Origin of the sequence: Pseudomonas sp. 3-2, assembly GCF_019710535.1 — a bacterium.
Taxonomy (GTDB): domain Bacteria; phylum Pseudomonadota; class Gammaproteobacteria; order Pseudomonadales; family Pseudomonadaceae; genus Aquipseudomonas; species Aquipseudomonas pharyngis.
This window is the reverse complement of record NZ_CP081200.1, coordinates 4255075-4281485: the sequence shown is the minus strand read 5'-3', so window position 1 is coordinate 4281485 and position 26411 is coordinate 4255075. Positions and strand designations below refer to the sequence as shown.

Annotated in this window: 19 protein-coding genes; 13 read left to right on the top strand and 6 right to left on the bottom strand. The window is 63.8% G+C overall.

What is annotated here, in order from left to right; genetic code table 11:
• Nucleotides 1-51 precede the first annotated feature (51 nt).
• On the top strand, nucleotides 52-873 hold the full coding sequence (locus K3819_RS29715) for a methyl-accepting chemotaxis protein (RefSeq protein ID WP_371807413.1): 822 nt from the start codon (nucleotides 52-54) through the stop codon (nucleotides 871-873).
• Between the two features lie 125 nt (nucleotides 874-998).
• Here the strand turns inward: K3819_RS29715 and K3819_RS19290 are convergent, their stop codons facing one another.
• On the bottom strand, nucleotides 999-1934 hold the full coding sequence (locus K3819_RS19290) for a LysR family transcriptional regulator (RefSeq protein WP_085612754.1): 936 nt from the start codon (nucleotides 1932-1934) through the stop codon (nucleotides 999-1001).
• A 111-nt stretch (nucleotides 1935-2045) separates the two neighbouring features.
• On the opposite strand from K3819_RS19290, the gene K3819_RS19285 reads away from it, so the two are divergent.
• The 3 genes from K3819_RS19285 (at nucleotide 2046) to K3819_RS19275 (ending at nucleotide 3600) form a co-directional block, all read left to right on the top strand.
• The gene (locus tag K3819_RS19285) at nucleotides 2046-2534 is read left to right on the top strand and encodes a DMT family transporter (RefSeq protein ID WP_221397732.1); all 489 of its coding nucleotides are present in this window, start codon (nucleotides 2046-2048) and stop codon (nucleotides 2532-2534) included.
• Between the two features lie 4 nt (nucleotides 2535-2538).
• Nucleotides 2539-2994, top strand: a complete 456-nt coding sequence (locus K3819_RS19280) for a DMT family transporter (RefSeq protein WP_221397731.1) — start codon at nucleotides 2539-2541, stop codon at nucleotides 2992-2994.
• Nucleotides 2995-3432: 438 nt separating this feature from the next.
• Nucleotides 3433-3600: a metallothionein gene (locus K3819_RS19275; RefSeq protein WP_074689145.1), complete on the top strand. Its 168-nt coding sequence runs from the start codon at nucleotides 3433-3435 to the stop codon at nucleotides 3598-3600.
• Between the two features lie 24 nt (nucleotides 3601-3624).
• Here K3819_RS19275 and K3819_RS19270 read toward each other — a convergent pair whose 3' ends face one another.
• Nucleotides 3625-3897, bottom strand: coding sequence for a hypothetical protein (locus tag K3819_RS19270; protein ID WP_064597964.1), 273 nt, complete (start codon nucleotides 3895-3897; stop codon nucleotides 3625-3627).
• Nucleotides 3898-3935: 38 nt separating this feature from the next.
• Nucleotides 3936-4163, bottom strand: a complete 228-nt coding sequence (locus tag K3819_RS19265; RefSeq protein ID WP_064597962.1) for a DUF6555 family protein — start codon at nucleotides 4161-4163, stop codon at nucleotides 3936-3938.
• A gap of 137 nt (nucleotides 4164-4300) precedes the next feature.
• On the opposite strand from K3819_RS19265, the gene K3819_RS19260 reads away from it, so the two are divergent.
• The 3 genes from K3819_RS19260 (at nucleotide 4301) to K3819_RS19250 (ending at nucleotide 6470) form a co-directional block, all read left to right on the top strand.
• Complete coding sequence (locus K3819_RS19260; protein WP_221397730.1) at nucleotides 4301-5083, top strand: helix-turn-helix domain-containing protein; 783 nt, start codon at nucleotides 4301-4303, stop codon at nucleotides 5081-5083.
• Between the two features lie 228 nt (nucleotides 5084-5311).
• On the top strand, nucleotides 5312-5485 hold the full coding sequence (locus tag K3819_RS19255) for a DUF1427 family protein (protein ID WP_074689141.1): 174 nt from the start codon (nucleotides 5312-5314) through the stop codon (nucleotides 5483-5485).
• Between the two features lie 28 nt (nucleotides 5486-5513).
• A complete protein-coding gene (locus tag K3819_RS19250) occupies nucleotides 5514-6470 on the top strand; it encodes a zinc-binding alcohol dehydrogenase family protein (protein ID WP_085612751.1) in 957 nt (318 codons plus the stop codon).
• Between the two features lie 139 nt (nucleotides 6471-6609).
• Here the strand turns inward: K3819_RS19250 and K3819_RS19245 are convergent, their stop codons facing one another.
• On the bottom strand, nucleotides 6610-7569 hold the full coding sequence (locus K3819_RS19245) for a nucleoside-specific channel-forming protein Tsx (protein ID WP_221397729.1): 960 nt from the start codon (nucleotides 7567-7569) through the stop codon (nucleotides 6610-6612).
• A gap of 409 nt (nucleotides 7570-7978) precedes the next feature.
• Here K3819_RS19245 and K3819_RS19240 point away from each other — a divergent pair, with 409 nt between their 5' ends.
• From K3819_RS19240 to mnmH, 3 genes are all read left to right on the top strand, one after another.
• Nucleotides 7979-18502: an autotransporter-associated beta strand repeat-containing protein gene (locus tag K3819_RS19240; RefSeq protein ID WP_221397728.1), complete on the top strand. Its 10524-nt coding sequence runs from the start codon at nucleotides 7979-7981 to the stop codon at nucleotides 18500-18502.
• 99 nt (nucleotides 18503-18601) lie between these two features.
• Nucleotides 18602-19636 carry a selenide, water dikinase SelD gene (gene selD / locus K3819_RS19235; protein WP_221397727.1) on the top strand — a complete coding sequence of 345 codons (1035 nt, stop codon included), beginning with the start codon at nucleotides 18602-18604 and terminating at the stop codon, nucleotides 19634-19636.
• On the top strand, nucleotides 19636-20739 hold the full coding sequence (gene mnmH / locus K3819_RS19230) for a tRNA 2-selenouridine(34) synthase MnmH (protein ID WP_221397726.1): 1104 nt from the start codon (nucleotides 19636-19638) through the stop codon (nucleotides 20737-20739). The genes selD and mnmH overlap by 1 nt, the downstream gene beginning before the upstream one ends.
• A 27-nt stretch (nucleotides 20740-20766) precedes the next feature.
• Here the strand turns inward: mnmH and K3819_RS19225 are convergent, their stop codons facing one another.
• The gene (locus K3819_RS19225; RefSeq protein ID WP_221397725.1) at nucleotides 20767-21441 is read right to left on the bottom strand and encodes a histidine phosphatase family protein; all 675 of its coding nucleotides are present in this window, start codon (nucleotides 21439-21441) and stop codon (nucleotides 20767-20769) included.
• A gap of 295 nt (nucleotides 21442-21736) precedes the next feature.
• On the opposite strand from K3819_RS19225, the gene K3819_RS19220 reads away from it, so the two are divergent.
• Nucleotides 21737-22435, top strand: coding sequence for a glutathione S-transferase family protein (locus K3819_RS19220; protein ID WP_064597941.1), 699 nt, complete (start codon nucleotides 21737-21739; stop codon nucleotides 22433-22435).
• Nucleotides 22436-22577: 142 nt separating this feature from the next.
• Nucleotides 22578-23552, top strand: a complete 975-nt coding sequence (gene hemB, locus K3819_RS19215) for a porphobilinogen synthase (protein ID WP_085648205.1) — start codon at nucleotides 22578-22580, stop codon at nucleotides 23550-23552.
• A 4-nt stretch (nucleotides 23553-23556) separates the two neighbouring features.
• Here the strand turns inward: hemB and K3819_RS19210 are convergent, their stop codons facing one another.
• Nucleotides 23557-25092, bottom strand: a complete 1536-nt coding sequence (locus K3819_RS19210; protein ID WP_221397724.1) for an FAD-dependent oxidoreductase — start codon at nucleotides 25090-25092, stop codon at nucleotides 23557-23559.
• A 194-nt stretch (nucleotides 25093-25286) separates the two neighbouring features.
• Here K3819_RS19210 and K3819_RS19205 point away from each other — a divergent pair, with 194 nt between their 5' ends.
• Nucleotides 25287-26375 (top strand): DUF1615 domain-containing protein, encoded by a 1089-nt coding sequence (locus K3819_RS19205; protein WP_085612745.1) that lies wholly within the window; start codon nucleotides 25287-25289, stop codon nucleotides 26373-26375.
• Nucleotides 26376-26411 lie beyond the last annotated feature (36 nt).

Sequence of the window (26411 nt, the reverse complement as noted above, 5' to 3'; positions counted from 1 at the left end):
TTCAACCGTTTCGTCGACAAGATCCACGGCCTGGTGCGGCAGATCACCGAAATGACCTCGCAACTGACCGGGCTGGTGACGCAAGTGTCGGATCAGGCCCAGCGCTCCGATCAGGCCATGGAGCGTCAGCGTCACGAGACGGATCAGGTCGCCACGGCGATCAACGAAATGTCTGCGGCCGCACAAGAAGTCGCCAAGAGCGCGCAGAACGCCGCCGTCGCCGCGCAGCAGACCGACGAAGAAGGCCAGACCGCCAAGCGCGTGGTGGCCGGCAGCATCAAGCAGATTCATGCGCTGGTGGACGATATCCGCAGCAGCGGCGTGTCCCTCGATAGCTTGCAACAGGACGTGTCGTCGATTGTCGGCGTGCTCGGGGTGATCCGCTCGATCGCCGAACAGACCAACCTGCTGGCGCTCAACGCTGCGATTGAAGCGGCGCGGGCCGGCGAGGCCGGGCGCGGGTTTGCGGTGGTGGCGGACGAGGTGCGGGCGCTGGCTTCGCGCACGCAGATCAGTACGCAGGAAATTCAGGGAATGATCGACCGCTTGCAGGCGGGGACGCAGTCGGCGGTCGAGGCCATGCGCCGTTCCAGCGAGGCGGGTGACGGCACGTCGGCCCAGGCCAATCAGGCGGGGGCATCGCTGGATGCGATGGCGGATCTGATTGCGACCATCAATTCGATGAACGCGCAGATTGCCAGTGCCGCCGAGGAGCAGACGGCGGTGGCCGAAGAGATCAACCGCAGCGTGCATCAGATTGCGGTGGCGGTGGATAACGTGGCGGATGAGACCCAGTTGGGGGCGCAGACTTCGCGTAGTCTGGCCGAACTTGGCCAGCGACTGGGCAAACTGGTGGGCCAGTTCCGTATTTAAAGGTTGCTGCAAAAACGTTGTGGGAGCGGGCTTGCCCGCGAATGCGCTGTGTCAGATACAGAATGGCTGACTGACACGACGCCTTCGCGAGCAAGCCCGCTCCCACATTGGGTTTTGTGTAAGGCTCATGCTCTGTCCCAGTAGGGCACTTCGCCGAAGCATTCCATGAAGAAATCAATCACCGTCCGCACCTTCACCGACAACCGCCGGCTCCCCGGCCACAGCACCGAAATCTGCTGCGGCTCGACACTGTTCGACACCTGATAATCCTCCAGCACCTGCACCAGCGTGCCCGCACGCACCGCCTCGCCGATCAGCCATGACGGAAACATCACCAGCCCCAAGCCTTGCACCGCGGCTTGGGTCAACGTGTCCGCGTGGTTGCCGGTGATCGGGCCCTTGACTGAATACGGCGTCCACTCGCCCTGATCCTGCCGGAAGAACCAGCGCTGCAGGCCGGTCGCGCCCTTGTAGGCCAGGCACTGGTGGCGGGCGAGGTCAGCGGGCTGCTGTGGCGTACCGAAACGCTCGAGATACGCCGGGCTGGCCGCGACCTGAAAGCGATGCGGTGCCAGGATCCGCGCCTGCATGCTCGAGTCGTGCAACGGGCCGATGCGAAACAGCAGGTCGGCGCCTTCCTGCAACGGATCGATGTAGTGGTCGGTCTGCTGGATATCCAGTTGCAGCTTCGGATAACGCTCGCACAAACGACCCAGCCATGGCGCCAGATGGCGCTGACCAAACACCACCGGGGCGTTGATCCGCACCAGGCCGGTCGGTTCGCTGTGCTGTTCCTGCAAGGCCTGTTCGGCTTCTTCCAGTTGCACCAGCACCAGCCGCGCGTGGTGGCCGAGCATGCGCCCGGCCTCGGTCGGCGTCACCGCACGGGTGTGGCGGTAGAGCAATTGCTGGTTCAGCGCCTGTTCCATCAACTGGATCTGCCGGGAAATCGAGGAGGGCGCCACGCCCTCGCGGCGGGCGACTTCGGAAAAACTGCCGTGGTCGAGCACGGCCACAAACAGTCTTAGCGCCTTGAATCCCAGTTCGTTGAGCCCGTGCATTCTGTGTCCTGCTGTGCGAATTGCGCAAAAGTGTTGTCCGGATGCTCCCATTTATCGCACAGCTGCGCCAGCCGATAATCCGCGCCATCGTTTCCTTCAGAGGTTTTTCAGATGCAGTCGTTAGATGAAGTGAGTGCCGCGCCGGCCCCGGTCGCCCGGCCCGGTTTGCGGTTGTTGCTGTTGCCGCTGGTGATCCTGGCCGGCATGGGGTTGTCGGTGGAGGCGGGGTTGCTCGGGCCGTTGGGTGAGCAGGTCGGGCATTTGTGGGCGACCTTGAGCATTTTCGGGGTTGGGTCGGCGATTCTGTTTTTGCTGTTGCTGTTTGCGGGGCCGCAGAAAGGGCCGGCGCTGACGGATCTGCCGCGCTGGCAGTTGATCGGCGGGTTTCTGGGGCCGATGTATGTGGTGGTGCTGACGCTGGCCACGCCGCATATCGGGATTGCGATGACGATGATTGCGATTTTGTCGGGGCAGGTTGGCAAGAGTGTGCTGATTGACCATTTCGGGTGGTTTGGGGCTACGCGCAAGAAGGTCAATGCTGAGCGGTGGCTGGCGTTGGGGTTGATTGTGGCGGCTTTGGTTTTGATTGCGCGAGGGTGATGCGATGAGTCTGGTTATTTTGTTGGCGGTCGTAGTGTTGGCGGGTGCGGTGTTGAGTGTGCAGGCGGCGATCAATGGGCGATTGGGGGAGACCGTTGGTGTTCTGCGCAGCAGTTTGTTGACGTTTGTCGTCGGCGCTGTTTCTACGGGGTTGTTGATTTTGTTTTTTGAGCCTGCTCAGGCGGTGAGTTTGCTGGAGGTGCCGAAGTGGCAGCTTAGCGGTGCGCTGTTTGGGGTGGTTTATATGATGGTCATGGTTGGTGCAGTGCCGCGCGTTGGTGCGGCTGTGGCGACGGTGGCGGTGATTGTCGGGCAGTTGGGGATGGGGATGTTGATTGATAATTTTGGCTGGTTGGGGAATCCCGCTATTGAGTTGTCTTCGAGTCGGGTTTTGGCGATGGTTTGTTTGGGGCTGGCGTTGGTGTTCATGTATCGCAGTAGCGTGCGTCAGGCTGATTGAACGCGGCGGCCGTTGGGCCGACCAGGTTCCAGGGTTATTGAGTGCATATCCGTTTCTTCGGGTGCGGCCGCTGGCGGTTTCGCTCTTACAGCGAGTCACTTTGGCAAACGCCGGAATGCCGGCCCAGCCCAAAGTAACCAAAGGTCTGGGCCCCGGCGTACGGCCCGCTCGCTGGGGCTCGGGGTTCCTTCGTTCCGGGATTCATCCGGGGGCATCGCCTACGGTTTGCTTCGCTGCACCTCCTCTCGATGCATGCGGCTTCGCCGCACGGTCGCTGCGCTCCCACCCCCGGATAAATCCCTCCACTCAGCCTGCCGATGGGGCCGGTACGTCAAAAGCGGTACTCGAGCTAACGCTCATCGTGACCAGCACCTTCTACACTGGTAGCACGGCTTGTTCTTTCGGCCTCAGACAACCACCACCAGAGGAGTCTGTTTCATGGCAGATAGAAAATGCGATTGTCCGGGATGTCGTTGCACGATCAAGGAGGGTGAACATTCTTATGTGGCGCACGGGAAGCATTATTGCTGTGAGGCTTGTGCGCATCATCACAAGAGTGGTGAGGAGTGTTCGGGCAAGGGGTGTCAGTGTGCGCATCCCAAGTAATCCTGGGTATTGAAAAGGTGGAGCCTAGTCGGGCTCCACTTCCAGTTTCAGACTGTCGTCGTCCAGGCGTTCGGTGTGGCGGACGTTGCCGTGCAGGCGGCGGCCTTCGACGTTGACGACGATGGTCTTGGCCTGTTCAAGGTCTTCCGGCAAGGGCGCCGGGACGCGCAGGGCGAAGCGGTAGGGGTCGTTTTCGACGGGTTCCAGGCCAACCGGGCAGTCGACGCTTTTGGTGATGCGACCGAACAGGGTGTCCAGGCCGTAGTCCAGGTGTGCCGGGCTGTTGATGGTTGTCATGTGAGTTCCCCCAAAAGTGTCCCCGCCTGCGCGCAAGCTTAGCTGGCCGGTCGCCATGTGACGTTTTCCACGCCGAATTTTTCTGCCATCGGCTTGCTGGTCTTTTGCACTTTCTCCCGGCCAAAACGGGGGATGCGGCCGACCCCTGCGTCGCAGCTTGCCCAGTGCCACGCCTCGGTGTTGTCCATTTTGTCCGAGCGGATAATGAACGACTTTGGCGTGCCGTGAAGGGTGTAATCGATGACGTACAGTTTTGCGTTGTTCATAAAGCCCATCTTCCTCCCTGTGGTAATAGAAGGATCGCTGGGCTGCGGGAAAATTCACTCGGATTGTCCGACGGTATCTATCAATGGCAAGGAACGAGGCGCACTGGTTACCATGGCGCTCTCACCAACCCCGATGAATGTTCGCCATGGCCCTCGCTGCGCCCCCTGATCTGAGTGATACCGATGTGCCGGTGCAGCCGCTGGCGCGTACGTATCCGCGTGGGTTGTTCATCGAGCCGCATGAGCATGTGTGGGGGCAGTTGCTGTACGCGATGAGCGGGGTGATGTGGGTCGAGACGCCCCACGAGGCGCTGGTGGTGCCGCCGCAGCGGGCGGTGTGGTTGCCGCCGGGGGTGCCGCATGGGATTCGGGTGGTGTCGGATTTGCAGATGCGCAATATCTACTTGCGCCCGGCGCTGGCGGCGACGCTGGATGAGACGGTGCAGGTGATCGAGGTCGGCGGTTTGCTGCGTGAGTTGATTGTCGGGCTGGTGGCAGAGGGCGACAGCGGCGATCCGGACTATTACGAGGCGCTGGTCGGACTGGCGCTGCTGGAGCTGAAACGCGCAAGGCGTTCACAGCTGAAGATCCCGCTGCCGGACGATGCCGACCGGCGGCTGATGAGCCTGTGTCAGGCGGTGATGGCCGCGCCGTCGCTGGATATTCCTTTCGAGCAGCATGCCGAAAACGCCGGGGCCAGCGTGCGTACGCTTGCACGGTTGTTCAAGGAAGGGCTGGGCATGGGCTTTGCCGAATGGCGGCGTCAGGTGCAATTGGCGACGGCAGTGGCGGAGTTGATCCAGGGTGTGCCGGTCAGCGCGATTGCCCGCGAGCTGGGTTATTCGCCGAGCAGTTTCAGCGACATGTTCCGCCGGGAACTGGGTGTCGCCCCTTCGCAATTCAGCACGACTTCCTCCTGACACCATAAAACCCATGTGGGAGCGGGCTTGCCCGCGAAGGCGTCGTGCCAGTCGATACATTTACGGCAGATGTACCGCTATCGCCGGCAAATCGAATCGTCGCACCGCAGCTCTCACAAGGGAAGCGGTGCCTTCCGGTGATTTGGCCGAAATTCAGAAGTCCTTGGCCGATGCCGGTCGCCGCCTTTCCCTAGACTTTGCCCATTCCTTTTGTGGCGGAGTGATCCCATGAATTACCTGATTTCACTGGCCGTCGGTCTGGGTGTCGGCCTGCTGTATGGCGCGCTGGATGTCCGTTCTCCGGCGCCGCCGGCCATCGCGCTGGTGGGTCTGCTGGGCATGCTGGCGGGCGAGCAGTTGTGGCCGATGGGTCGGCAACTGGTCAGTGGCTGGCTGTCCTGAGTCCTGTCTTTTTCTTTCGGAGATTTCCATGAAAGCACTGCAATTCGATAAAACCGGCGACCTGTCGTCCCTGCGCTTGGTCGAGGTGCCGACGCCGGTGCCGGGCGCTGACGAGGTGCTGGTGCAGATCAAGGCTGCTGGTCTCAATCCCAGCGACGTGAAGAACGTGCTCGGGCGTTTCCCGTACACCACGCTGCCGCGTATTCCCGGTCGGGACTTTGCCGGTGTCGTGGTCGAAGGTCCGCAGGCGTTGATCGGTCAGGAGGTCTGGGGCACCGGGCGTGAGCTGGGCTTCTTCGCCGACGGCTCCCACGCACAGTTCGTCAAACTGCCGGCCAATGGCGTGGCGCACAAGCCTTCGCATTTGAGTTTCACCCAGGCCGCCAGCCTCGGCGTGCCTTACACCACGGCGTGGGATGCGTTGGAGCGCAGCCTGGTCAGTGCCGAAACCCGTTTGCTGGTGATCGGCGGCGGGGCGGTGGCGACGGCGGCGCTGGCGCTGGCCAAAGTGCGCGGTGCGCAGTTGCTGGCGGCGGCGCGGCGGCCGGAGCAGGTCAAGGATTTGCAGGCGCAGGGTTATCAGACGATTCAGCTGGATAAACCCGAGGATCTGGGTGCGCAGGTCAACGCGGTGTATCGCGGCGGCGCCGACGTGATCTTCGACACCACCGGTTTCTGGCTGCCGGCTTCGGTGGCGGCATTGGCGACCTTCGGCCGGATCGCGATCATCGCCGCGCCAGTCGATGGGCATGTGCAACTGCCGGCGCTAGCGCTGTATCGCAAGGGCGGTTCGGTGGTCGGCATCAACTCGTTGCTGTATGGCGTTGAAGCCTGCGCGGCGATGCTGGAACAGTTCGGCCGGTTCTTCGACGAAGACCTGCTGCCACTGCCGCAAGGGCTTGTCGAAGCGCCGCTGGCCGAAGGGCTGGCGCGGTATGCCGATGTGAATCAGGGCAGTGGCGACAAGGTCATTCTGATTCCTTGAGTCTTCAGAAATAGTGACAAACCCTGTGGGAGCTAGCCTGCTAGCGAAAGCGCTTGTTCAGTCGAAGAAAATATTGACTGTGCTGACGCCATCGCTAGCAGGCTAGCTCCCACATTTTTTTGGCGGGTTTGCAATCGCATCAGAACTGATACCCAACCCCCGCGTAATACCCCCAGCCATTGGAACGCGCACGGAAATTACCGTCGCCGAAGTTCAGCTCGCTGCCGTCCTCCCAGTTGCCGCCGTTGTGGAAATAACGGCCGACCAGGGTGAAGCGCAGGTGGGTGAACGAGTACAGCAAGACGTTGGTCGCCACGGTGGCATTGGCGGTGCGCGCCGGGTTGTCCTTGTGCAGGTCCGAGCCGAAATCGAAGTTGGTGAAGCCGATGTAGGTCAGCGAGGCGCCGTTGCTGAATGTGTCGATCGGCACGATGTACTTGAGTTGCGCGCGGTAGCCGTCCCACGAATATTCGTTGCTGGCGCCGTAGTTTTCCCACTGGTAGCGCCCGTACAGGTTGGCCGACAGATTGACCCTTGAATGGGTGTCGATGTCGGTGCCGAAACCGCTGTAGAGCGTGTTGGCGCGGTTCTCTTTGCGGCTGCCGTGATCGTAGATCCAGTCGAACGCCACGTACCATTCCTTGAACGGCCCGATGGCCAGGCTGCGACCGGCGAGGTAGTCGATGGAGATGCGCGGCTCGTGCTCCATGAACACCGGCGAGCCGTGATCCCACACGCCTTTGTCGTGGCTGTTGCCGATGTTGAAGATCTTCGGGATGTCGATGTAGCCGTACAGCTCGAACGGGCCCTTGCGTCCGAAGTATTCATATTCCAGGTAGATGTCGTCGGCCGGTTGCGGGCCGAAGCTGATGTCCTTGCTGCCGATCAGCATCAGGTCCTGGTTGTACCAGTCCGACAGGTACGCGCCTTTTTTTGGCGGGCTGGCTTCGGAGCTGAGGGCTTCACCCTGGGCGGATTCATCCGGCAGGGCAGGTTGCGCCAGCGCGGTGTGGCTGAGAACTCCGGTAACGCCGGCCAGTAGCAGGGAAACAGCAAAAGTGCGCGCACCGCGAAGGCGGTGGCAGGAAGAAGCGTGCATTCAAAGTCCTTTTTGCGGATCAAGACCCGGATTATGGGGCCTGTACGGTTTTGTAACGAAAAGGCGGTCAACAGCGACTCGCAAACGTTTGCATAAGCCGTACCAGTTTCTCAAGTGGCTGAAAAATCGATTGATTGGTGGGATTACCTGGCGACTCGGTCAACTCCCCTCAAAAGCGCCTCAAATCATCCTCAAGCCCTTGCTCAGAACAGCCGGAAGTATCGACGCAGGGCCTTATCGCACAAAAGTATTAACACTATTTAACCGGTGTCCCATCGCAGGGCATCAACTAGCGTGTGTCTGGAATAGGACGGTTTATCTGATGACCGTCATACGCTTGATACGCGTGTTGGATCTTGCAGCTGTTACACGCCTTCAAGGACGAAATCGGCCACGAAAGGAGTAGCCCGTGGAAGCAAGGTTTGGTGTCGCCCTCGTTTCGCGTTTTTCCCCACTTTCCCTCGCCGTGCATCTGAGTGTCGCCGGCTTTCTGTTCGGCGGGATGAGCACTCCAGCGTTGGCCACGTGTTCCACGGCCGGTTCGACGGTCACCTGTACCGGTGTGCCGAGCCTGCCGCTGTTTCTGAACAATTTCAGCAGTGCTACCAACGGTCTGACGGTCAACGTCAACTCCGGCGCGCAGATGAACGCCACCCTCGGCGGCAAGGTGCTCAGCCTGACCGGGGTCAACATCAACCTGAACAACTCCGGCACCCTCGACCCGGCATTGCTGGGTCTGGTTTCGGTCCTCAGTGGCGGTGCATTCATCGGCACCGGCGCGACCAGTACGGTCAGCGTGGTCAACAATGCCAGCGGAATCATGCGCGGCACCGGGATGTTGCTCGGCCTCAATCTGACCAGCATCGACGGCCTGGCCATCGGCGTTAACAATGCGGCGGGGGGCACCACCAGTATCACCAACGACGGCACCATTACGTCCACCGGGCTCTCGGTCGGCGGCATCACCCTGGCCGATACCCCGGTGGTCGGGGTGTATGGCGGTTCGCAAGTCAACATGACCAACAGTGCCAGCGGCACGATCAACGGCCGGATCGCGTTCGAGACGTCGGCAGCAGGCAACACCTTCACCAACGCCGGTAACATCACCGGCGGTGTGTCGATGGGTGCGGGCAGCACCAACACCTTCTACGCGATCACCGGTTCCAGCGTTAACGTCGGTGACGGTGTGCAAGTGTCCGTCGGCCTCGGTGGCCTGGTCGGCATCAACCTGACCTTCGCCCCGACCGGCACCATCGATGGCGGCGCGGGGGGCACCAACACGCTGATCCTGCAAAACCCGATCGGCGTCGGTGGTGGCGTCACCGGGACCGGCACCGCGTCCAGCGCGACCTACGTCAACTTCAACAACCTGACCCTCAACAGCGGCACCTGGACCTTGCAGGGGCCGTTGGTCAGCGGGGCGACCACACTCAATGGCGGTGTCGCGCAGTTCAACGACAACGCCGCGTTCGGCAGCGGTGTGCTGACGTCCAACGGCGGGATTCTTCAGGCCAGCAATGCCGGTTTGTCGCTGGCCAACCAGATCAGTCTGGGCGCCGGTGGCCTGACCCTGCAGGGCATCAACGGCACGACCCTCAACGGCGTGATTTCCGGTACTGGCGGCCTGACCAAGATCGGCAGCGGTCAGCTCAACCTCAACGGCATCAACACTTACACCGGCAACACGGTGCTCAACGGCGGCACAGTGCTAGTGGGTAATAACTCGGCATTCAGCACCGGCGGCATCACCGTTGGCGGCGCTTCGAGCATCTCGGCAACGACGCCGATTTCGCTGGCCAACGCGATCACGCTCAACAGCACCCTGACCGCAACCGGCACCGGTGCGCTGACCCTGGGCGGGGTGATCAGCGGCGCCAGCAACCTGACCAAGACCGGCAGCGGCAGCCTGACCCTCAACGGTATCAACACCTACACCGGGAACACCAGCCTCAGCGCCGGCACCTTGCGCGTCGGCAACAACAACGCCCTGGGCACCGGGGTGCTCAACACCAGCAACGGCACCAGCCTCGACAGCACCGGCAACGTGACCCTGGCCAATAACGTCGGCATCACCGGTGCGTTGAACGTGCTCGGCAGCAATGCCCTGACCCTGGCCGGCATCGTCTCCGGCACCGGCGCGATCACCAAGAGCGGCAGCGCCAGCCTGACCCTGACCGGCAACAACACCAACAGCGGCACCACCGCGCTCAATGGCGGCAGCTTGCTCGTCGGCAGCAACACCGCCCTCGGCACGGGCGCCTTGAACGCAGCGGCCGGCACTACGTTGGATGCGACCACCGCCGTGACGCTGGCCAATGCGGTGGCGCTGGCGGCGGATCTGACCATTGGCGGTACTCAGGCACTGGGCTTGAGCGGCGTCATCAGCGGCGCCGGCAACCTGATCAAGAACGGCACCGCGAACCTGACCCTCAGCGGCAACAACACCTTCTCCGGCGGCACGGCACTGAATGCCGGGACGCTGATCGTCGGCTCCAACACCGCGCTGGGCACCGGCGCACTGACCACGGCAGCGGGCGCCACCCTCGATGCCAGCACCGCCGTGGCGCTGAGCAACGCCGTCGCCCTCGGCGGTAACCTGAACATCGGTGGCAGCGCCAACCTGACCCTCGGCGGCGTGGTCAGCGGCAGCGGCGGGCTGACCAAGAACGGCGCGGCGAACCTGATTCTCAACGGCACCAATACGTTCCTCGGTGCTGTTGCGTTGAACGCGGGCACCATCACAGCGGGTGCCAACGCTGCGCTGGGCAGTGGCAATATCACCGTCGGCGGCGCGGCGACTCTCGACAGCAATACCGCGGTGACGCTGAACAACAACGTCATTCTCAACAATAATCTGGCGATCGGCGGCAGCAGTGCATTGACCCTCGGAGGCGTGCTCAGCGGCGCCAGCCAGTTGATCAAGAACGGCACGGCCAACCTGACCCTCAACGGCGCCAACACCTTCACCGGCGGCACCGCGCTCAACGCCGGCAGCCTGACCGTCGGCAACGGCGCGGCGCTCGGCACCGGCACGCTGACCGTGGGCGGGGCGGGCGGCACGCTCAACAGCAGCGCCAATGCGACGCTGAACAACGCCATCGCGCTGAACGCCAACCTCACCACCGGCGGCGCCAACCCGCTGACTCTGGGCGGTGTGATCAGCGGCGGCAGCAACCTGATCAAGACCGGTGCTTCGACCCTGACCCTGACCGGCAACAACACCTACACCGGCGCTACTTCGCTGAACGCCGGGACCCTGGTCGTCGGCTCCAACACTGCCCTCGGCACCGGCATCCTTAACGCCGCCAACGGCACCACACTGGATGCCAGCACCGCGACCAGCCTGGCCAACAACGTCAACCTCGGCGGCAACTTGACCATTGGCGGCAGTAACGCGCTGACCCTCGCGGGTGTGGTCTCAGGTTTCGGCGGCCTGACCAAAAGCGGCCCGGCCGATCTGATCCTCAACGGCGCCAACACCTACTTCGGCAACACCGCGCTGAACGCCGGCAAACTGATCGTCGGCAGCAATACCGCACTGGGCAGCGGTGCGCTGAACGCGGCGGCCGGCACCACGCTGGATACCAATACCGCCGTCACTCTGGGCAACCAGGTCAACCTCGCCGGGGCGCTCAATGTGGGCGGCAGCGCGGATCTGACCCTCACCGGAACCGTCGCCGGCGCCGGTAGCCTGGTGAAAGACGGTGCCGCGAACCTGAGCCTCAACGGCACCAACACCTACGCCGGCGGCACCACTCTGAACGCCGGTACGCTGACGGTCGGCAACAGCTCGGCGCTCGGCACCGGCGCCTTGACGGTGGGCGGTGCGGCCACCCTCGACAGCAGTTCGCCGCTGGTCAGCCTGGCCAACGCAGTCGTGCTCAATGCGGCATTGAGCGTCGGCGGCACGCAGAACCTGACCCTGGGCGGCGTGCTCAGTGGCACCGGCCAACTGGTGAAAGACGGGGCGGCCAACCTGACCGTCAACGGCACCAACACCTTCAGCGGCGGCACCACCCTCAACGCCGGCACCCTGACCGTCGGCGCGCCCGGCGCATTGGGCAGCGGCACGCTCACCGTCGGTGGCGCCGCGACGCTGGACAACAGCAGCGCTTTCACCCTCGGCAACAACATCACCCTCGATGCCGGGTTGACGGTGGCCGGCAACAACGGCCTGACCCTCAGCGGCGTGATCGACGGCGCCGGCAGCCTGACCAAAACCGGTCTGGACGACCTGGCCCTCAGCGGCACCAACACCTTCACCGGCGCGCTGAACATTGCCGCCGGCAGCGTCACCACCCTGAGCAGCGGGGCGCTGGGCAACACCTCCGGCGCCAACATCAGCGCTGGCGCCAGCCTCAACCTCGGCAGCAGCGCCAGCCTCGACGGCCTGAGCGGCAGCGGCAGCGTGCAGATCGGTGGCGGCAATACCCTCACCGTGGGCGGGGTGAGCAGCACCAGCACCTTCGACGGTGATCTCAGCGGCAACGGCGGTCTGACCAAGGTCGGCACCGGTACCCTGAACCTGACCGGGATCAACGGCATCGTCGGCAACACCGCCGTCAACGGCGGCACCCTGAACCTCAGCGGTTCGCTGGCCAGTGCCCAGGTCAACGTCAATACCGGCGGCACCCTCACCGGTAACGGTTCGGCACTCGGCGCGATGACCATCAACAGCGGCGGTCACCTGGCCCTGTCGTCGGGTAATACACTGTCGGCCGGCTCGTTGACGCTCGCGGCCGGCAGCAATGTCGATGCGGCGCTGGGGACGCCATCGACCACGTCGCTGATGAACGTCGGCGGCAACCTCACTCTCGACGGTAATCTCAACGTCACCGATGCCGGTGGTTTCGGCGTCGGTGTGTATCGTCTGTTCAACTACACCGGTGCCCTGACCAATCTGGGCCTGGACGTTGCCAGCGTGCCGGTCGGTTATGGGCTGGGCGATCTGGTGGTGCAGACCGGGGTCGCCAATCAGATCAACATTCAGGTCTCGGCGCCGAATTCGGACATTCGTTACTGGGACGGCAGCCAGACCATCGCCAACGGCACTGTCGATGGCGGCAGCGGTACCTGGAACGGCGCCGGCACCAACTGGACCGACGCCAATGGTCTGGTCAATCAGACCTGGGCCGGCGACTTCGCGGTATTTCAGGGCACGGCCGGTACGGTATCGGTCAACGGCACGCAACTGTTCACCGGCATGCAGTTCCTCACCGATGGCTACAACGTGGTCAACGGTACCTCGGGACTGCTGACCGCCGTCAACGGCGCCGGCGGCACCACGGCGATGCGCGTTGATCCGGGCGTGACCGCCACAGTCGGCGTGAACATCAACGGCAGCGGCATTCTCAATAAGCTCGACAGCGGCACCCTGGTGCTCAATGGCGCCAACAGCTACACCGGCGGCACGCAACTCGATGGCGGCAAAATCGTGGTCGGCAGCAACACCGCGCTGGGCAGCGGTGCGTTGATCGCCAATGCCGGCACGCAACTGGACAGCAACACCGCCGTGACCCTGGCCAACGCGGCCACGCTCAACGGTAACCTGACGATCGTTGGCAGCAACGCGCTGACCCTTAACGGTGTGATCAACGGCACCGGCGGGCTGATCAAGAACGGCTCGGCCAACCTGACCCTTGGCGGCAACAACGCCTTCCTCGGCCCGGTGGCATTGAACGCGGGCGGACTGGTTCTGGCGTCGAACAGCGCGCTGGGTTCGGCCACTTTGAACGCGGCGAACGGCACTACCCTGGATGCCAGCAGTGCTGTCACGGCGGGTAACGCGATCAACCTGGCGGGCAACCTCGGCATCGTCGGCAGCAACGATCTGACACTCAGCGGTGCGATCAACGGCGCCGGCAGCCTGACCAAGAATGGCGCGGCCAACCTGATCCTGAGCGGGGCCAACAACTTCCTCGGCGGCGTCACCCTCAACGCCGGCACCCTGACCGCCGGCAGCAACGGCGCCCTCGGTCTGGGCAACCTGACGGTGGCCGGTGCTTCGGCGCTGGACAGCAACACTTCGGTGTCGCTGGGCAACAACGTGGTGCTCAACGCCAACCTGACCAACACCGGCAACAGCGACGTGGCCCTCAGCGGCGTGGTCAGCGGCACTGGCGGTTTGATCAAGAACGGCGCCTCTAACCTGACCCTCAACGGTATCAACACCTACAGCGGCGGCACCACGCTGAACGCCGGCACCGTGACCCTTGGCACCGCGGCGAGCCTGGGTTCCGGCGCGGTGACCGTGGCGGGCGCGTCGACCCTCGACACCACGGCGCCGGTGGTGCTGGCCAACAACCTCAACGTCAATGCCAACCTCAGCGTGGCCGGCAACAACAACCTGACGCTTGGCGGCGTGATCGCCGGGGCGGGCACCCTGACCAAGAACGGTCTGGCCGACCTGACGCTGTCCGGCAACAACACCTTCAGCGGCACCTTCGACGTGCAGTCCGGCAGCCTGACCACCCTGGGCAACTCGGCACTGGGCAGCAACGCCGGAGTCAATCTCGGCAATGCCGCGACGCTGAACCTCGGCGGTTCGGGCAGCCTCGCCAGCCTGACCGGCAGCGGCACCGCACTGATCGGCGGCGGTAACACGCTGAGCATCGGCGGCAACAACGCCAGCAGCATTTTCGGCGGTGTGCTCACCGGCACCGGCGAACTGAGCAAACTCGGCACCGGCACGCTGACCCTGACCGGCCTTAACAGCCTGACCGGCAACACCACGGTCAACGCCGGCACCTTGAACGTCAGCGGCTCGCTGGACAGCGCCAGTGTGCTGGTCAACAGCGGCGCCACCCTGACCGGCGGCGGCTCGCTCGGCGGAGCCGTGACCGTGGCGGATGGCGGTCATCTGGCCGGCGCCACCGGCAGCACGCTTTCGGTGAATTCGCTGGTGTTCAACGCCAATTCCAACTTCGATGTCGGCCTCGGCACACCGGTCTCCGGTGGCGGCAACCCGCTGGTCAACGTCGGCGGCAACCTGACCCTGGACGGCACCCTCAACGTCAGCGACATCGGTGGATTCGGCAGCGGCGTGTACCGCTTGATCAACTACACCGGCGGGCTGACCGACAACGGCATGCTGATCGGCACTGTGCCGGGCAGCGTCACTCCGGGCGACCTGACCCTGCAAACCGCGCTGGCCAACCAGATCAACCTGCTGGTTACCGCACCGGGCGTTACCGTGCAGTTCTGGGACGGCAACCAGCTTGTCGCCAATGGTTCGGTGGATGGCGGCAGCGGCACCTGGGGTACCGGCACCACCAACTGGACCGACGTCAACGGCACCACCAATCAGGCCTGGACCAACAACTTCGCGGTGTTCCAGGGCACGGCGGGCACTGTCACCGTCAACGGTGCGCAAACCATCACGGGCATGCAGTTCGTCACCGATGGCTACAGCCTGCAGAACGGCACGGCCGGGTCGCTGAATCTGGTCAACGGGTCGCTGGGCAATGCCACCGTGCGGGTCGATCCGAACGTCACCGCGACCGTGGGCGTGGCGCTCAACGGCGCCGGCACGCTGGGCAAATACGACACCGGCACGCTGGTGCTCAACGCGGCCAACGGCTACACCGGCGGCACTGCGCTCAACGGCGGCAAGATCGTGGTCGGCAACAACGCGGCCCTCGGCACCGGCGTGTTGACCGCCGCCAATGGCACGGCGCTGGACAGCAATACGGCGGTCAGCCTGGCCAACGCCGTGGTGCTCAATGGCGGACTCACCGTCGCCGGCTCCAACGCGTTGACTCTCGGCGGTGTGGTCAGCGGCAGCGGCAGTCTGATCAAGACCGGCGCATCGAGCCTGACCCTCAACGGCAGCAACACTTACAGCGGTGGCACTCAACTGTCTGGCGGCTCGCTGATCCTGGGCAACAACAGCGCGATCAGCAGCGGCGCCCTCAGCGTGCTGGGCAACGGCACCCTCGACAGCACCAGCGCGCTGCAACTGGCCAACGCCATCAACCTGGGGGCGCAACTGACCCTGGCCGGCAACCAGAACACCACGCTGATCGGGGCGATCACCGGCAGCGGCAGCCTGGTGAAAAACGGCAGTGGCGACCTCGTCCTCAGCGGCGCCAACACCTACAGCGGCGGCACGACGCTGAACGGCGGCAGCACCCGTGGTGACACCAGCAGCCTGCAAGGCGCCATCGCCAACAACGCGACGCTGACCTTCGAGCAGAACAGCGACGGCAGCTACACCGGCAACCTGACCGGCGCCGGCACACTCAACAAAACCGGCACCGGCGCCTTGCTGCTGACCGGCAACAACACCTTCACCGGCAACACCGCCGTGCAGGGCGGTTCGCTGAACGTCAACGGTGTGCTCAACAGTGCCAGCGTCAACGTAGCCAGCGGGGCGAAGGTCGGCGGCAGCGGCGTGTTCGCCGGCGCCGTGCAACTGGCCAACGGTGCGACGCTGACCGGCGGCGGCACTGCAACGCCGTTGTCGGTGGGTTCGCTGGCATTGTCTTCAGGCACCAACCTGGACTTCAGCCTCGGCTCGGCCGCCAGTTCTACAACGGTGGTCAACGTCGCCGGCAACCTGACCCTCGACGGCACGCTGAACATCAGCAACGCCGGCGGCTTCGGCACCGGGGTCTATCAACTGTTCAGCTACGGCGGCAGTCTGACCAACAACGGTCTGGTCTACGGCAGCCTGCCGGTGTCGGCGGCCAACCTGACCCTGCAGACCGCGCTGGCCAATCAGGTCAACCTGCTGGTGCAGAACACCCCGGGTGAAGTGCAGTTCTGGAACGGTGGCACCACCAATCCGGACGGCAGCATCGGTGGCGGCAGCGGTGTGTGGGGGCCGGGCACCAACTGGACCGATCCGAGCGGTACTCAGGCGCTGGCGTCGAACGGTCAGTTCGCCGTGTTCGGCGGGCAGAGCGGGACGGTCACCGTGCAAGGCAATCAGAACTTCACCGGGTTGCAGTTCCTCTCCAGCGGCTACAGCCTGGTTCCAGGCGCTGGCGGTACGCTGACCCCGGTCAACGGCCCGGGCGGCAGCCTTGCGCCGGTACGGGTGAATGCCGGTGGCAGTGCGGAAATCTCCGTACCGCTGGTGGGCAGTGGCGGCATCGAGAAGCTGGACTCCGGCACTCTGGTCCTCAGCGGCGCCAACACCTACAGCGGCGGGACCACGGTCAGCGGCGGTACGCTGATCGGTAATACCACCAGCCTGCAGGGCAACATCCTCAACAACGCATTGCTGGTGTTCCAGCAGAACGCCAATGGTCAGTTCAACGGTGTGCTCAGTGGTACCGGCGCATTGGCCAAGCGGGGGGCCGGAACCCTGCTGTTGACCGGTAATCAGCCGTTCAGTGGCACGGTGGCTGTCGATCAAGGCGTGTTGCAGGTCGGCAGCCGCTCGGCTCGGGCTTCGCTCGGCGGGCAGGTCACCGTGGCCAACGGCGCCGGGCTGAGCGGTAACGGCAGCGTCGGTTCGTTGGTCAACCATGGCGTGGTGCAATCCGGTGCCGAGGCTGGCACCTTGAGTGTCGCCGGCAACCTGAGCAACGCCGCCGACGGTGTGCTGGCCCTGACCGTCAGCTCGCCGACCGCCACACCGCTGGCGGTCGGTGGTACCGCGACCCTGGGCGGCGGTCTGCAGGTCAACAGCCTGGCACCGTTCACCGGCAATACCGTGTACTCGCTGATCACCGCCGGTGGCGGAGTGACCGGCACCTTCAGCGCCGCCGACCTGCCGCAATATGCGTTCCTCGACACGGCGCTGGTGTATGACCCGAACGCGGTGAACCTGGTGGTCAGCCGCAACGGCAACTCGTTCGTCGACGTCGCCGCCACCCGCAACCAGCGCAACACCGCTTCGGCGTTGATGCGTAACGGCGCGGCGGGCAGCGCGTTGCAGGCCGAAATCATCAACCTCAGCGTGGCGGGCGCACGTAACGCCTTCGACAGCCTGTCGGGGGAAATCCATGCCAGCACCGCCAGCGCGATCCTCGAGGATTCGCGCTACGTGCGGGACGCGGTCAACGACCGTATGCGCCAGCCATCGTGCAGTGCGCCGGACGATCCACGCCGCGCCCTGGCCCCGAGCGACAACCAGCTGAGCAGCAACGGTTGCCACGGCGAAATGGTCGGCTGGGCCCGCGCACTCGGCGCCTGGGGCGAGTCGGATGGCAACAGCAACAGTGCGAAGCTGGATCGCAACCTGAGCGGCTTCATGCTCGGCACCGACAAGCAGCTCGACGACCAATGGCGCGTCGGCATGGCCGCCGGCTACACCCGCAGCGATCTGGATGCCCATGATCGTCGCTCGGATGCCACGGTCGAGAGCTACCACTTGGCGGCGTACCTCAACTCGCAATTCGATGCCCTGGCGGTGCGCCTTGGTGCGGCGTACAGCTGGCACGACATCGAGACCAAACGCGACGTCAGCGTCGGCGCCTACAACGATCGGTTGAAAGCCAATTACGACGCCCGCAGCGCCCAGGTGTTCGGTGAAGTCGGCTATGCCATCGAAGCGGCCGGGATTGCCCTGGAACCGTTCGCCGGTCTGGCCTACGTCAACTACGACAGCGACAAGGCCAAGGAGAAAGGCGGGGTGGGGCGCCTGCGCGCCGAGTCCGATCAGGACATCACCTTCTCGACCCTGGGCGTGCGCGCCGGCAAGGTCATCACCCTGGCCAACGGCGGGCAATTCACTCCGCGCGCGGCCCTCGGCTGGCGGCATGCCTTCGGTGAAACCAAGCCTGACGCCGACCTGACCTTCATCGACGGCGGCGCCTCGTTCAACACCCAGGGCGTGCCGATTGCCAAGGACAGTGCGGTGGTCGAAGCGGGCGTGGACTTCCAGATCAGCCCGACCGGTAAACTCGGCATCGGCTATTCGGGGCAGCTGTCGAACGAGAGCAACGACCATGCGATGACCATCAGCTTCAGTCTCGGGTTCTGATTCAGGAGCGAAGCACTTCAGCCGCCCGTAAGGGCGGTTTTTTTTGCCCGCCGACCCCTCTGCTAAAATCCCTCCCACTGCCTCCCGGAGATTGCCCCCATGACCGAGCCCATCCGTCTGACCCAATACAGCCACGGCGCCGGTTGTGGCTGCAAGATTTCGCCCAAGGTGCTGGAGGTGATTCTGGCCGGCAGCGGGGCGCAGAACCTCGATCCGAAACTGTGGGTCGGCAACGCGTCGCGCGATGACGCGGCGGTGTATGAAATCGATGCCGAGCGCGGGGTGGTCTCGACCACGGATTTCTTCATGCCGATCGTCGACGACCCGTTCGACTTCGGCCGGATCGCCGCCACCAATGCCATCAGCGACATCTACGCCATGGGCGGTGATCCGTTGATGGCGATTGCGATCCTCGGCTGGCCGGTCAACGTGCTGGCGCCGGAAGTGGCGCGGGAGGTGATTCGCGGTGGTCGTGCGGTGTGCGATGAAGCGGGGATTCCGCTGGCCGGCGGGCATTCGATCGATGCGCCGGAGCCGATTTTCGGTCTGGCCGTCACCGGGCTGGTGGAAAAGCGCTTCATGAAACGCAACGACACCGCTACCGCCGGTTGCCTGCTGTACCTGACCAAACCGCTGGGCATCGGCATCCTCACCACGGCGGAAAAAAAGGGCAAGCTGCGCCCCGACGACATCGGCGTGGCCCGGGACTGGATGTGTACGCTGAACAAGCCCGGCAGCCGTTTCGGCAAACTGGCCGGGGTCACCGCCATGACCGACGTCACCGGGTTTGGCCTGCTCGGGCATCTGGTGGAAATGGCCGACGGCAGTCACCTGACGGCGCGGGTTTTTTATGACCGGGTGCCGCGGCTTTCGAGCATCGAGTACTACCTCGAACAGGGCTGCGTGCCCGGCGGCACCTTGCGCAACTTCGACAGTTATTCGAGCCGCGTCGGGCGAGTGCAGGAATTGCACAAGCGCGTGCTGTGCGACCCGCAGACCAGCGGCGGGCTGCTGGTGGCCGTGACCCCCGAAGGCAATGCCGAATTTCTCGCCGTCGCTGCCGAACTCGGCCTCGCGCTTGAGCCGGTCGGTGAATTGATCGCGCGACAGAGCCACGCGGTCGAGGTGAATTGATGACCGCCGACTTCACCGACTACCGCGACATCTTCCTCAACGACCGCCCGCTGATGGACGCCCGTGCGCCGGTCGAGTTTCACAAGGGCGCGTTTCCCGGGGCAGTCAATCTGCCGCTGATGAACGACATCGAGCGGCAGCGGGTCGGCACTTGCTACAAGCATCACGGGCAGCAGGCCGCCATCGAACTGGGCCATCAACTGGTCTCCGGCGCGGTGAAGGCCGAACGGCTCCAGGCTTGGGCGGCGTTTGCCCGGACGCATCCCGAGGGTTATCTGTATTGCTTTCGTGGCGGCCTGCGTTCGCAAGTCGTGCAGCAGTGGCTGAAGTCGGAAGCCGGCATCGATTACCCGCGTATCGGCGGTGGCTACAAGGCGCTGCGGGGTTTTCTGATCGACACCCTCGAATCAACCTTGGCCGACTGTGATTTCGTACTGCTGGGCGGCATGACCGGCACCGGCAAGACCGAAGTGCTGGTGCAACTGCGCAACAGTGTGGATCTGGAAGGCCATGCCAATCACCGGGGCTCGAGTTTCGGCAAACGCGCCACCGGTCAGCCGTCGAACATCGATTTCGAGAACCGGCTGGCCATCGACTTCCTGAAAAAGCGTGCCGCCGGCATCGATCAATTTGTGCTGGAGGATGAGAGCCGGGTTGTGGGGAGCTGCGCGCTGCCCTTGCCGCTGTATCAGGGCATGCAGCAATACTCGATGGTCTGGCTGGAAGATCGTTTCGAGCAGCGCGTCGAGCGAATCCTGCGCGATTACGTGGTGGATTTGTCTGCCGAGTTTCAGGCTGTGCATGGCGACGAGGGTTTCGCGCGGTTTTGCGAGCGCTTGCTGGAAAGCCTCGACAACGTGCACAAGCGCTTGGGCGGCGAGCGGCATCGACGGATGCGGGGGTTGATGGAAGAGGCGCTGGCGGAGCAGGGCCGCAGCGGGGCGGTGGAGTTGCACCGCGCGTGGATCGAAGGTTTGCTGCGTGAGTATTACGACCCGATGTATGTGTTTCAGCGCGAGAAGAAGGGCGGGCGGATCGAGTTTGCGGGGGAGCGGCAGGCCGTTATCGAGTACCTGCGTGAGCGGGTCAAACCCAAGGCCTGACGGGACCCGAGCGGGCCCCGGACAAACTCAGGTCGGACAGCTTTCCTGGCCGTTATCCAGTCCCTGTTTGTAGCTGTGGCTCTGCAGGCTGGCCTTGCCGTTGTGCCAGGTCAGGGTCAGCACATACAGCGAGTCGTAATCGCTGGATTCCCAATCCTCTGTGATCTTCTGCTTCCCGCCGACCGCCTTGTCCGCCACCTTGTTGATCAGCTCCGGCAGGTAGCCATGGGACCACGCGGTGTAGATGGTCGAGTTGTGGTACTTGTCGTCGATCAGCTCCCGGGCCAGGTCACTGGTGTCGTTGGCCGAGAACTCGATGTTCACCGGCAGGCCGAGTTTGATCGCGGCGGGGCTGATGGTCATCAGCGGGCGGATGTAGCTGTAGGAGTTGTCCAGTTCGCCTTCCTCGACGTTGCGCGTCGGATTGGCGGCGAACACGTAGTCGGCCTTGCCGAATTTTTCCGGCAGCAGGGTCGACAGGTCGATGGCCCGGTTCAGGCCCTGGCAGTTGAGCTGGCCGAGACCACCGGCCGGTTTCTCCGCATGGCGCAGGAACACCAGGGTCTGGGTGCCGTCCACCGGTTGCGCACGGCTTTCGCTGGATTCCAGCGACAGGAACAGCGCGCTGACTGCCAGCAGGGTGGGCAGGGCCACATACGCGCGATGTTTGAAGCGTCTGGCGACTTTCATCAAGTTCGTCATGAGATAAGGATTCTTCAGTCTGTTCGGTTAAGGCTGACAAACCTCTGCACCGGTGCCTGTGCGCCGGCTGTTTTCCCTGTCATCACTGGCTTGCTTGGAGCCCCCTGAGGCCCGTTTGGTTCGATCCGCTTGAGTGCGCCGCACTTTACCGTTGAGGCTGTGCGGTTGGAGGGAAGGTTAACCACAGGATGTTGCGGATTTAAGTAAGCCGACGGGCGAGGGTGTAAAGAACCCGAGCCAGAGCGCTGATCGTGGATTATGCTCAGGCCTTTCATTTTGTGACTGGATGCTACACATGACTGATCTGTCCGCGTTCCCGATCACCCAGAAATGGCCGGCGCAGTACCCTGACTGGATTCAGCTCTATTCCCTGCCGACCCCCAACGGCGTCAAGGTCTCGATCATGCTTGAAGAGATCGGCCTGCCCTACGAGCCGCACCGCGTGGGCTTCGACACCAATGACCAGATGTCTGCGGAGTTCTTGTCGCTGAACCCGAACAACAAGATTCCGGCGATCATCGACCCCCACGGTCCAGAGGACAAACCGCTGCCGTTGTTCGAGTCCGGCGCGATCCTGATCTACCTCGCCGACAAAAGCGGCCAGTTGCTGGCCCAGGAAGGCGCGCTGCGCTACGAAACCCTCCAGTGGCTGATGTTCCAGATGGGCGGGATCGGCCCGATGTTCGGCCAGCTCGGTTTCTTCAACAAATTCGCCGGCAAGGACTACGAAGACAAGCGTCCCCGTGACCGCTACGTCGAAGAAAGCCGCCGCCTGCTCAGCGTCCTGAACACCCGCCTGGAAGGGCGCGACTGGATCATGGGCGAGCGCTACACCATCGCCGACATCGCCACGTTTCCGTGGGTGCGCAACCTGATCGGCTTCTACGAGGCGGGCGATCTGGTCGGCATCGACAACTTCCCGAACGTCACCCGGGTGCTGGAGCGCTTCCTCGCGCGGCCGGCGGTTGTGCGCGGCCTGACCATTCCTTCCTGATTCTGCGGGAACCGGGGGCGCAGATTGTTGCGTGCCCGGTAACGCACTGTTGATTGATCCAGGTTTGTACCCCGATCCCCGCAAGGCATAAGCTTCGCCCCCTACGACTTTCGTCTCATCCGCTGTTTTCAGGAAAGGCCCCATGTCCAGTCAGTTCCCCGAAGCACGTCCACGCCGTCTGCGCCGCAATGCGAGCCTGCGCAGCCTGTTCCAGGAAACCGAGTTTTCCCTCAACGATCTGGTGCTGCCGATCTTCGTCGAAGAAGAGATCGACGATTTTGTGCCGATCAAGAGCATGCCCGGCGTGATGCGCATTCCCGAGCGCAAACTGGCCGGCGAAATCGAGCGTTACGCTCGGGCCGGAATCAAGTCGGTGATGACCTTCGGCGTGTCCCATCACCTGGACGCCAACGGCAGCGACACCTGGCGTGAAAACGGCCTGGTGTCGCGCATGTCGCGGATCGCCAAGGACGCCGTGCCGGAAATGATCGTGATGTCCGACACCTGCTTTTGCGAGTACACCGACCACGGCCATTGCGGCGTGATGCACAACCATGAAGTCGACAACGACCAGACCCTGATCAACCTCGGCAAACAAGCGGTGGCGGCAGCCCGTGCCGGTGCCGACGTGATCGCGCCGTCGGCAGCGATGGACGGCCAGGTGCGGGCGATTCGCCGGGCGCTGGACGATGCCGGCTTCACGCAGATTCCGATCATGGCCTACTCGACCAAATTCGCCTCGGCGCTCTACGGCCCGTTCCGCGAGGCCGGTGGGAGCGCGCTGAAGGGCGATCGCAAAAGCTATCAGATGAACCCGATGAACCGCCGCGAAGCCCTGCGCGAATCGTTGCTCGACGAGCAGGAAGGCGCCGATGCGCTGATGGTCAAACCGGCCGGCGCGTACCTGGACATCATCCGCGACATCCGCGAAGCCTCGAACCTGCCGCTGGCGGCGTATCAGGTCAGCGGCGAGTACGCGATGATCAAGTTCGGCGCCCAGGCCGGGGCCATCGACGAAGATCGCGTGGTGCGCGAAAGCCTCGGCGCGATCAAGCGCGCGGGTGCGGACCTGATCTTCACCTACTTCGCGATGGACCTGGCCCTGGCCGGGATCTGATCCTTCAAGGGCAATTGAAAAACGGCCGGATCCCGTGGTCACGAAAGTACCGCTCGATCACCTTCGGATCCGCGCTGTTGTCGGCAATCGCCACGTAGGTATCGGGGCGCAGCAGGTAAAAGCCGTTGCGCCCCAGGCCCGCCGTTTCAAACGCCGGACGCCAGTCGAACACGTGCAGCGGCAAGTGATGTTCATTGCACCAGGCGATCATCTCGTCGCTGGTGTCGCCGTACACATGCACCTGCCAGCACGGCTGGCGCAACGGCTCGTAATTGTCCCCCTCACCATCATGGGCCCACGGCAAGCGGTCACCGCCGTGGACGTGCCCGGCCACGCCTTCGCTCAACGCCATGCCCCGATAGTTGACGGTGATTTGCGAGACGGTGCGAAACAGGAATTCGCGGCTGCTCTCGAATGAGGCCATTTTCGGAATCAGGAACGGCGCCAGCCGTGTGCGCAACAGGTCGGCCATGCGGCCTTCGGCGGTGACGAAGCTGAAGACCTTGTCGGTGGTCGACACCAGTCGCCGGGCGAAGGCGATGCGTTCGGTTTCGTAGCTGTCGAGCAGCCCGGGCGTGGCCGCGCCGCCGAGCACTGCCGCGAGTTTCCACGCCAGGTTGATCGCATCGCCGATGCCGGTGTTCATGCCCTGACCGCCGGCCGGGCTGTGCACGTGCGCCGCATCGCCGAGCAGAAACGCTCGGCCCTTGCGAAAGTGATCCGCCACCCGGTGATGCACGCGGTAGGTGGAGAACCAGTTGACGTCCTCGATGTGCACGTTCAGGTGTTCGATGGCGCGGTTGCTGACATCGGAAAACTCGAGGGTTTCGGCGCGATCCGCACGCTCGTCGCGCACGGTGCCGATCAGCCGCGCGCGGCCTTCGCCGGCCAGCGGGAACACCGCCAGAAAATCCGCTTCATCCAGGTCCAGATGCAACTCGCCATTGAGCGCCGGACCGCTGGCCCGCACATCGGCGACATAGAAAATCTGCTGATAAGTGCCGCCGGGAAAACCGGTGTCGAGGGTCTTGCGCACGATTGAACGAGCGCCGTCGCACCCGGCCAGATAGCAGGCCTGGCAGATTTCCTGCTCGCCATCCGGCAGGCGCAAGTGCGCGGTGAGGCCGTCACCGTTTTCCGTGAAACTCTCCAGCGTCGTGTTGCGCTCGACGGTCACGTCGTAGTCTTCGAGGCGGTCGATCAACAGCCGCTCGTGTTCGTCCTGCGGGTACATTTCCAGAAAGGCATAGGGCGTCAGGCCTTCGCCGATCCGGTTCAGCGGCAGCTGCGCCACCGGTTTGCCCTTGACCCAGAAATTCGCCGCGGCCACCCGATGACCGTTGCGCACCACCGTATCGGCCAGATCCAGTTGCCGGTACAGCTCAAGGGTGCGCGCCTGCACCGACAGCGCCCGCGAAGTGGTGCCGGGGGCAGAGGTCTTGTCGATGATGCGCACGCGCACGCCCAGTTTGCTCAGCCACAGGGCCAGCACCAGCCCGGTGGGGCCCGCGCCGATGATCAGAACATCACTGCGGTTCATGGTCTGTCCTCCTCGCGTGTCCTGACCTGAGGCTTGCCACTGAGTGTGCAGCAGCAAGTATGGATCAGACGGCGAGGGCGGCCAGTCGGCCTGCCAAACGGGACGATGGAACAGCGCCGCCGGCCCGCAGTCCTATCCTGCACCCTGCGATTGAGCGTAGGGTTAACCCGGCTCAACGGACTGGATGAAGCGTTATGCACACCCCTCGATTATTCGTCAGCCTCGCCGCGCTGCTGGTGCTGGCCGGTTGCGCCGGTCAACGCAGCGAAGAACCGGCGCCGCGCCCGCCCGCCGAGGTCAAGGCGCAGATCGTGCGCCTGCTGCCGGCAAAAACCGCCGACCGTCAGGGCTGGGCCACTGACATCTACGCCGCGTTCGCCGCCCAGGGCATCAGCCCGACCACGCAGAATCTGTGTTCGGTGCTGGCCGTCGCCGAGCAGGAATCCACTTTCCAGGTCGATCCGCCGGTGCCTGGCCTGGGCAAAATTGCCCGTGACGAAATCGATCGCCGCGCCGCCAAGGTGCACATCCCAAGCCTGTTGGTCAGCGGCGCCTTGCAGGTGCGCTCGCCCAACGGCAAGACCTACAGCGAACGCCTGAGCGCCGCCCGCAGCGAAAAGGAATTGAGCGCGATTTTCGATGATTTCATCGGCTCGGTGCCGATGGGTCGTACGCTGTTCAGCGGTTTCAACCCGGTGCACACCGGCGGGCCGATGCAGGTCAGCATCGAATTCGCCGAGCAGCACGCCAAGGACTACCCGTACCCGGTGGACGGCACCATTCGTCGCGAGGTGTTCAGCCGTCGCGGCGGGATGTATTTCGGCATTGCCCATCTGCTGGGGTATCCGGTGAGTTACCGCGAGCCGCTGTACCGCTTCGCCGACTTCAACGCCGGCTGGTACGCCAGTCGCAACGCAGCGTTTCAGAACGCGGTCAGCCGCGCGTCGGGGATTCCGCTGGCGCTGGATGGCGACCTGATCCGCCCGGGTGCGATCATGCCGGGCAGTACCGAACTGGCGGTGCGCACCCTCGGCAAATCCCTGGGCATGCGCAATCCGGTGATCCGCGATCAACTGGAGAAGGGCGATAGCCTGGCCTTCGAGGAGACCAAACTGTATCAACGGGTCTTCGAACTGGCGGAGCGTGCGGAAGGCAAGACATTGCCCCGTGCGGTGTTGCCGGGCATCGTGCTGCAGAGCCCGAAGATCACCCGCAAACTGACCACGGCGTGGTTTGCCAAACGGGTCGACGAGCGTTATCGGCGCTGCATGGCCAAGGGCTGAGGACGATCAAAAAGGTATAAAAAAACCCGGCTGACG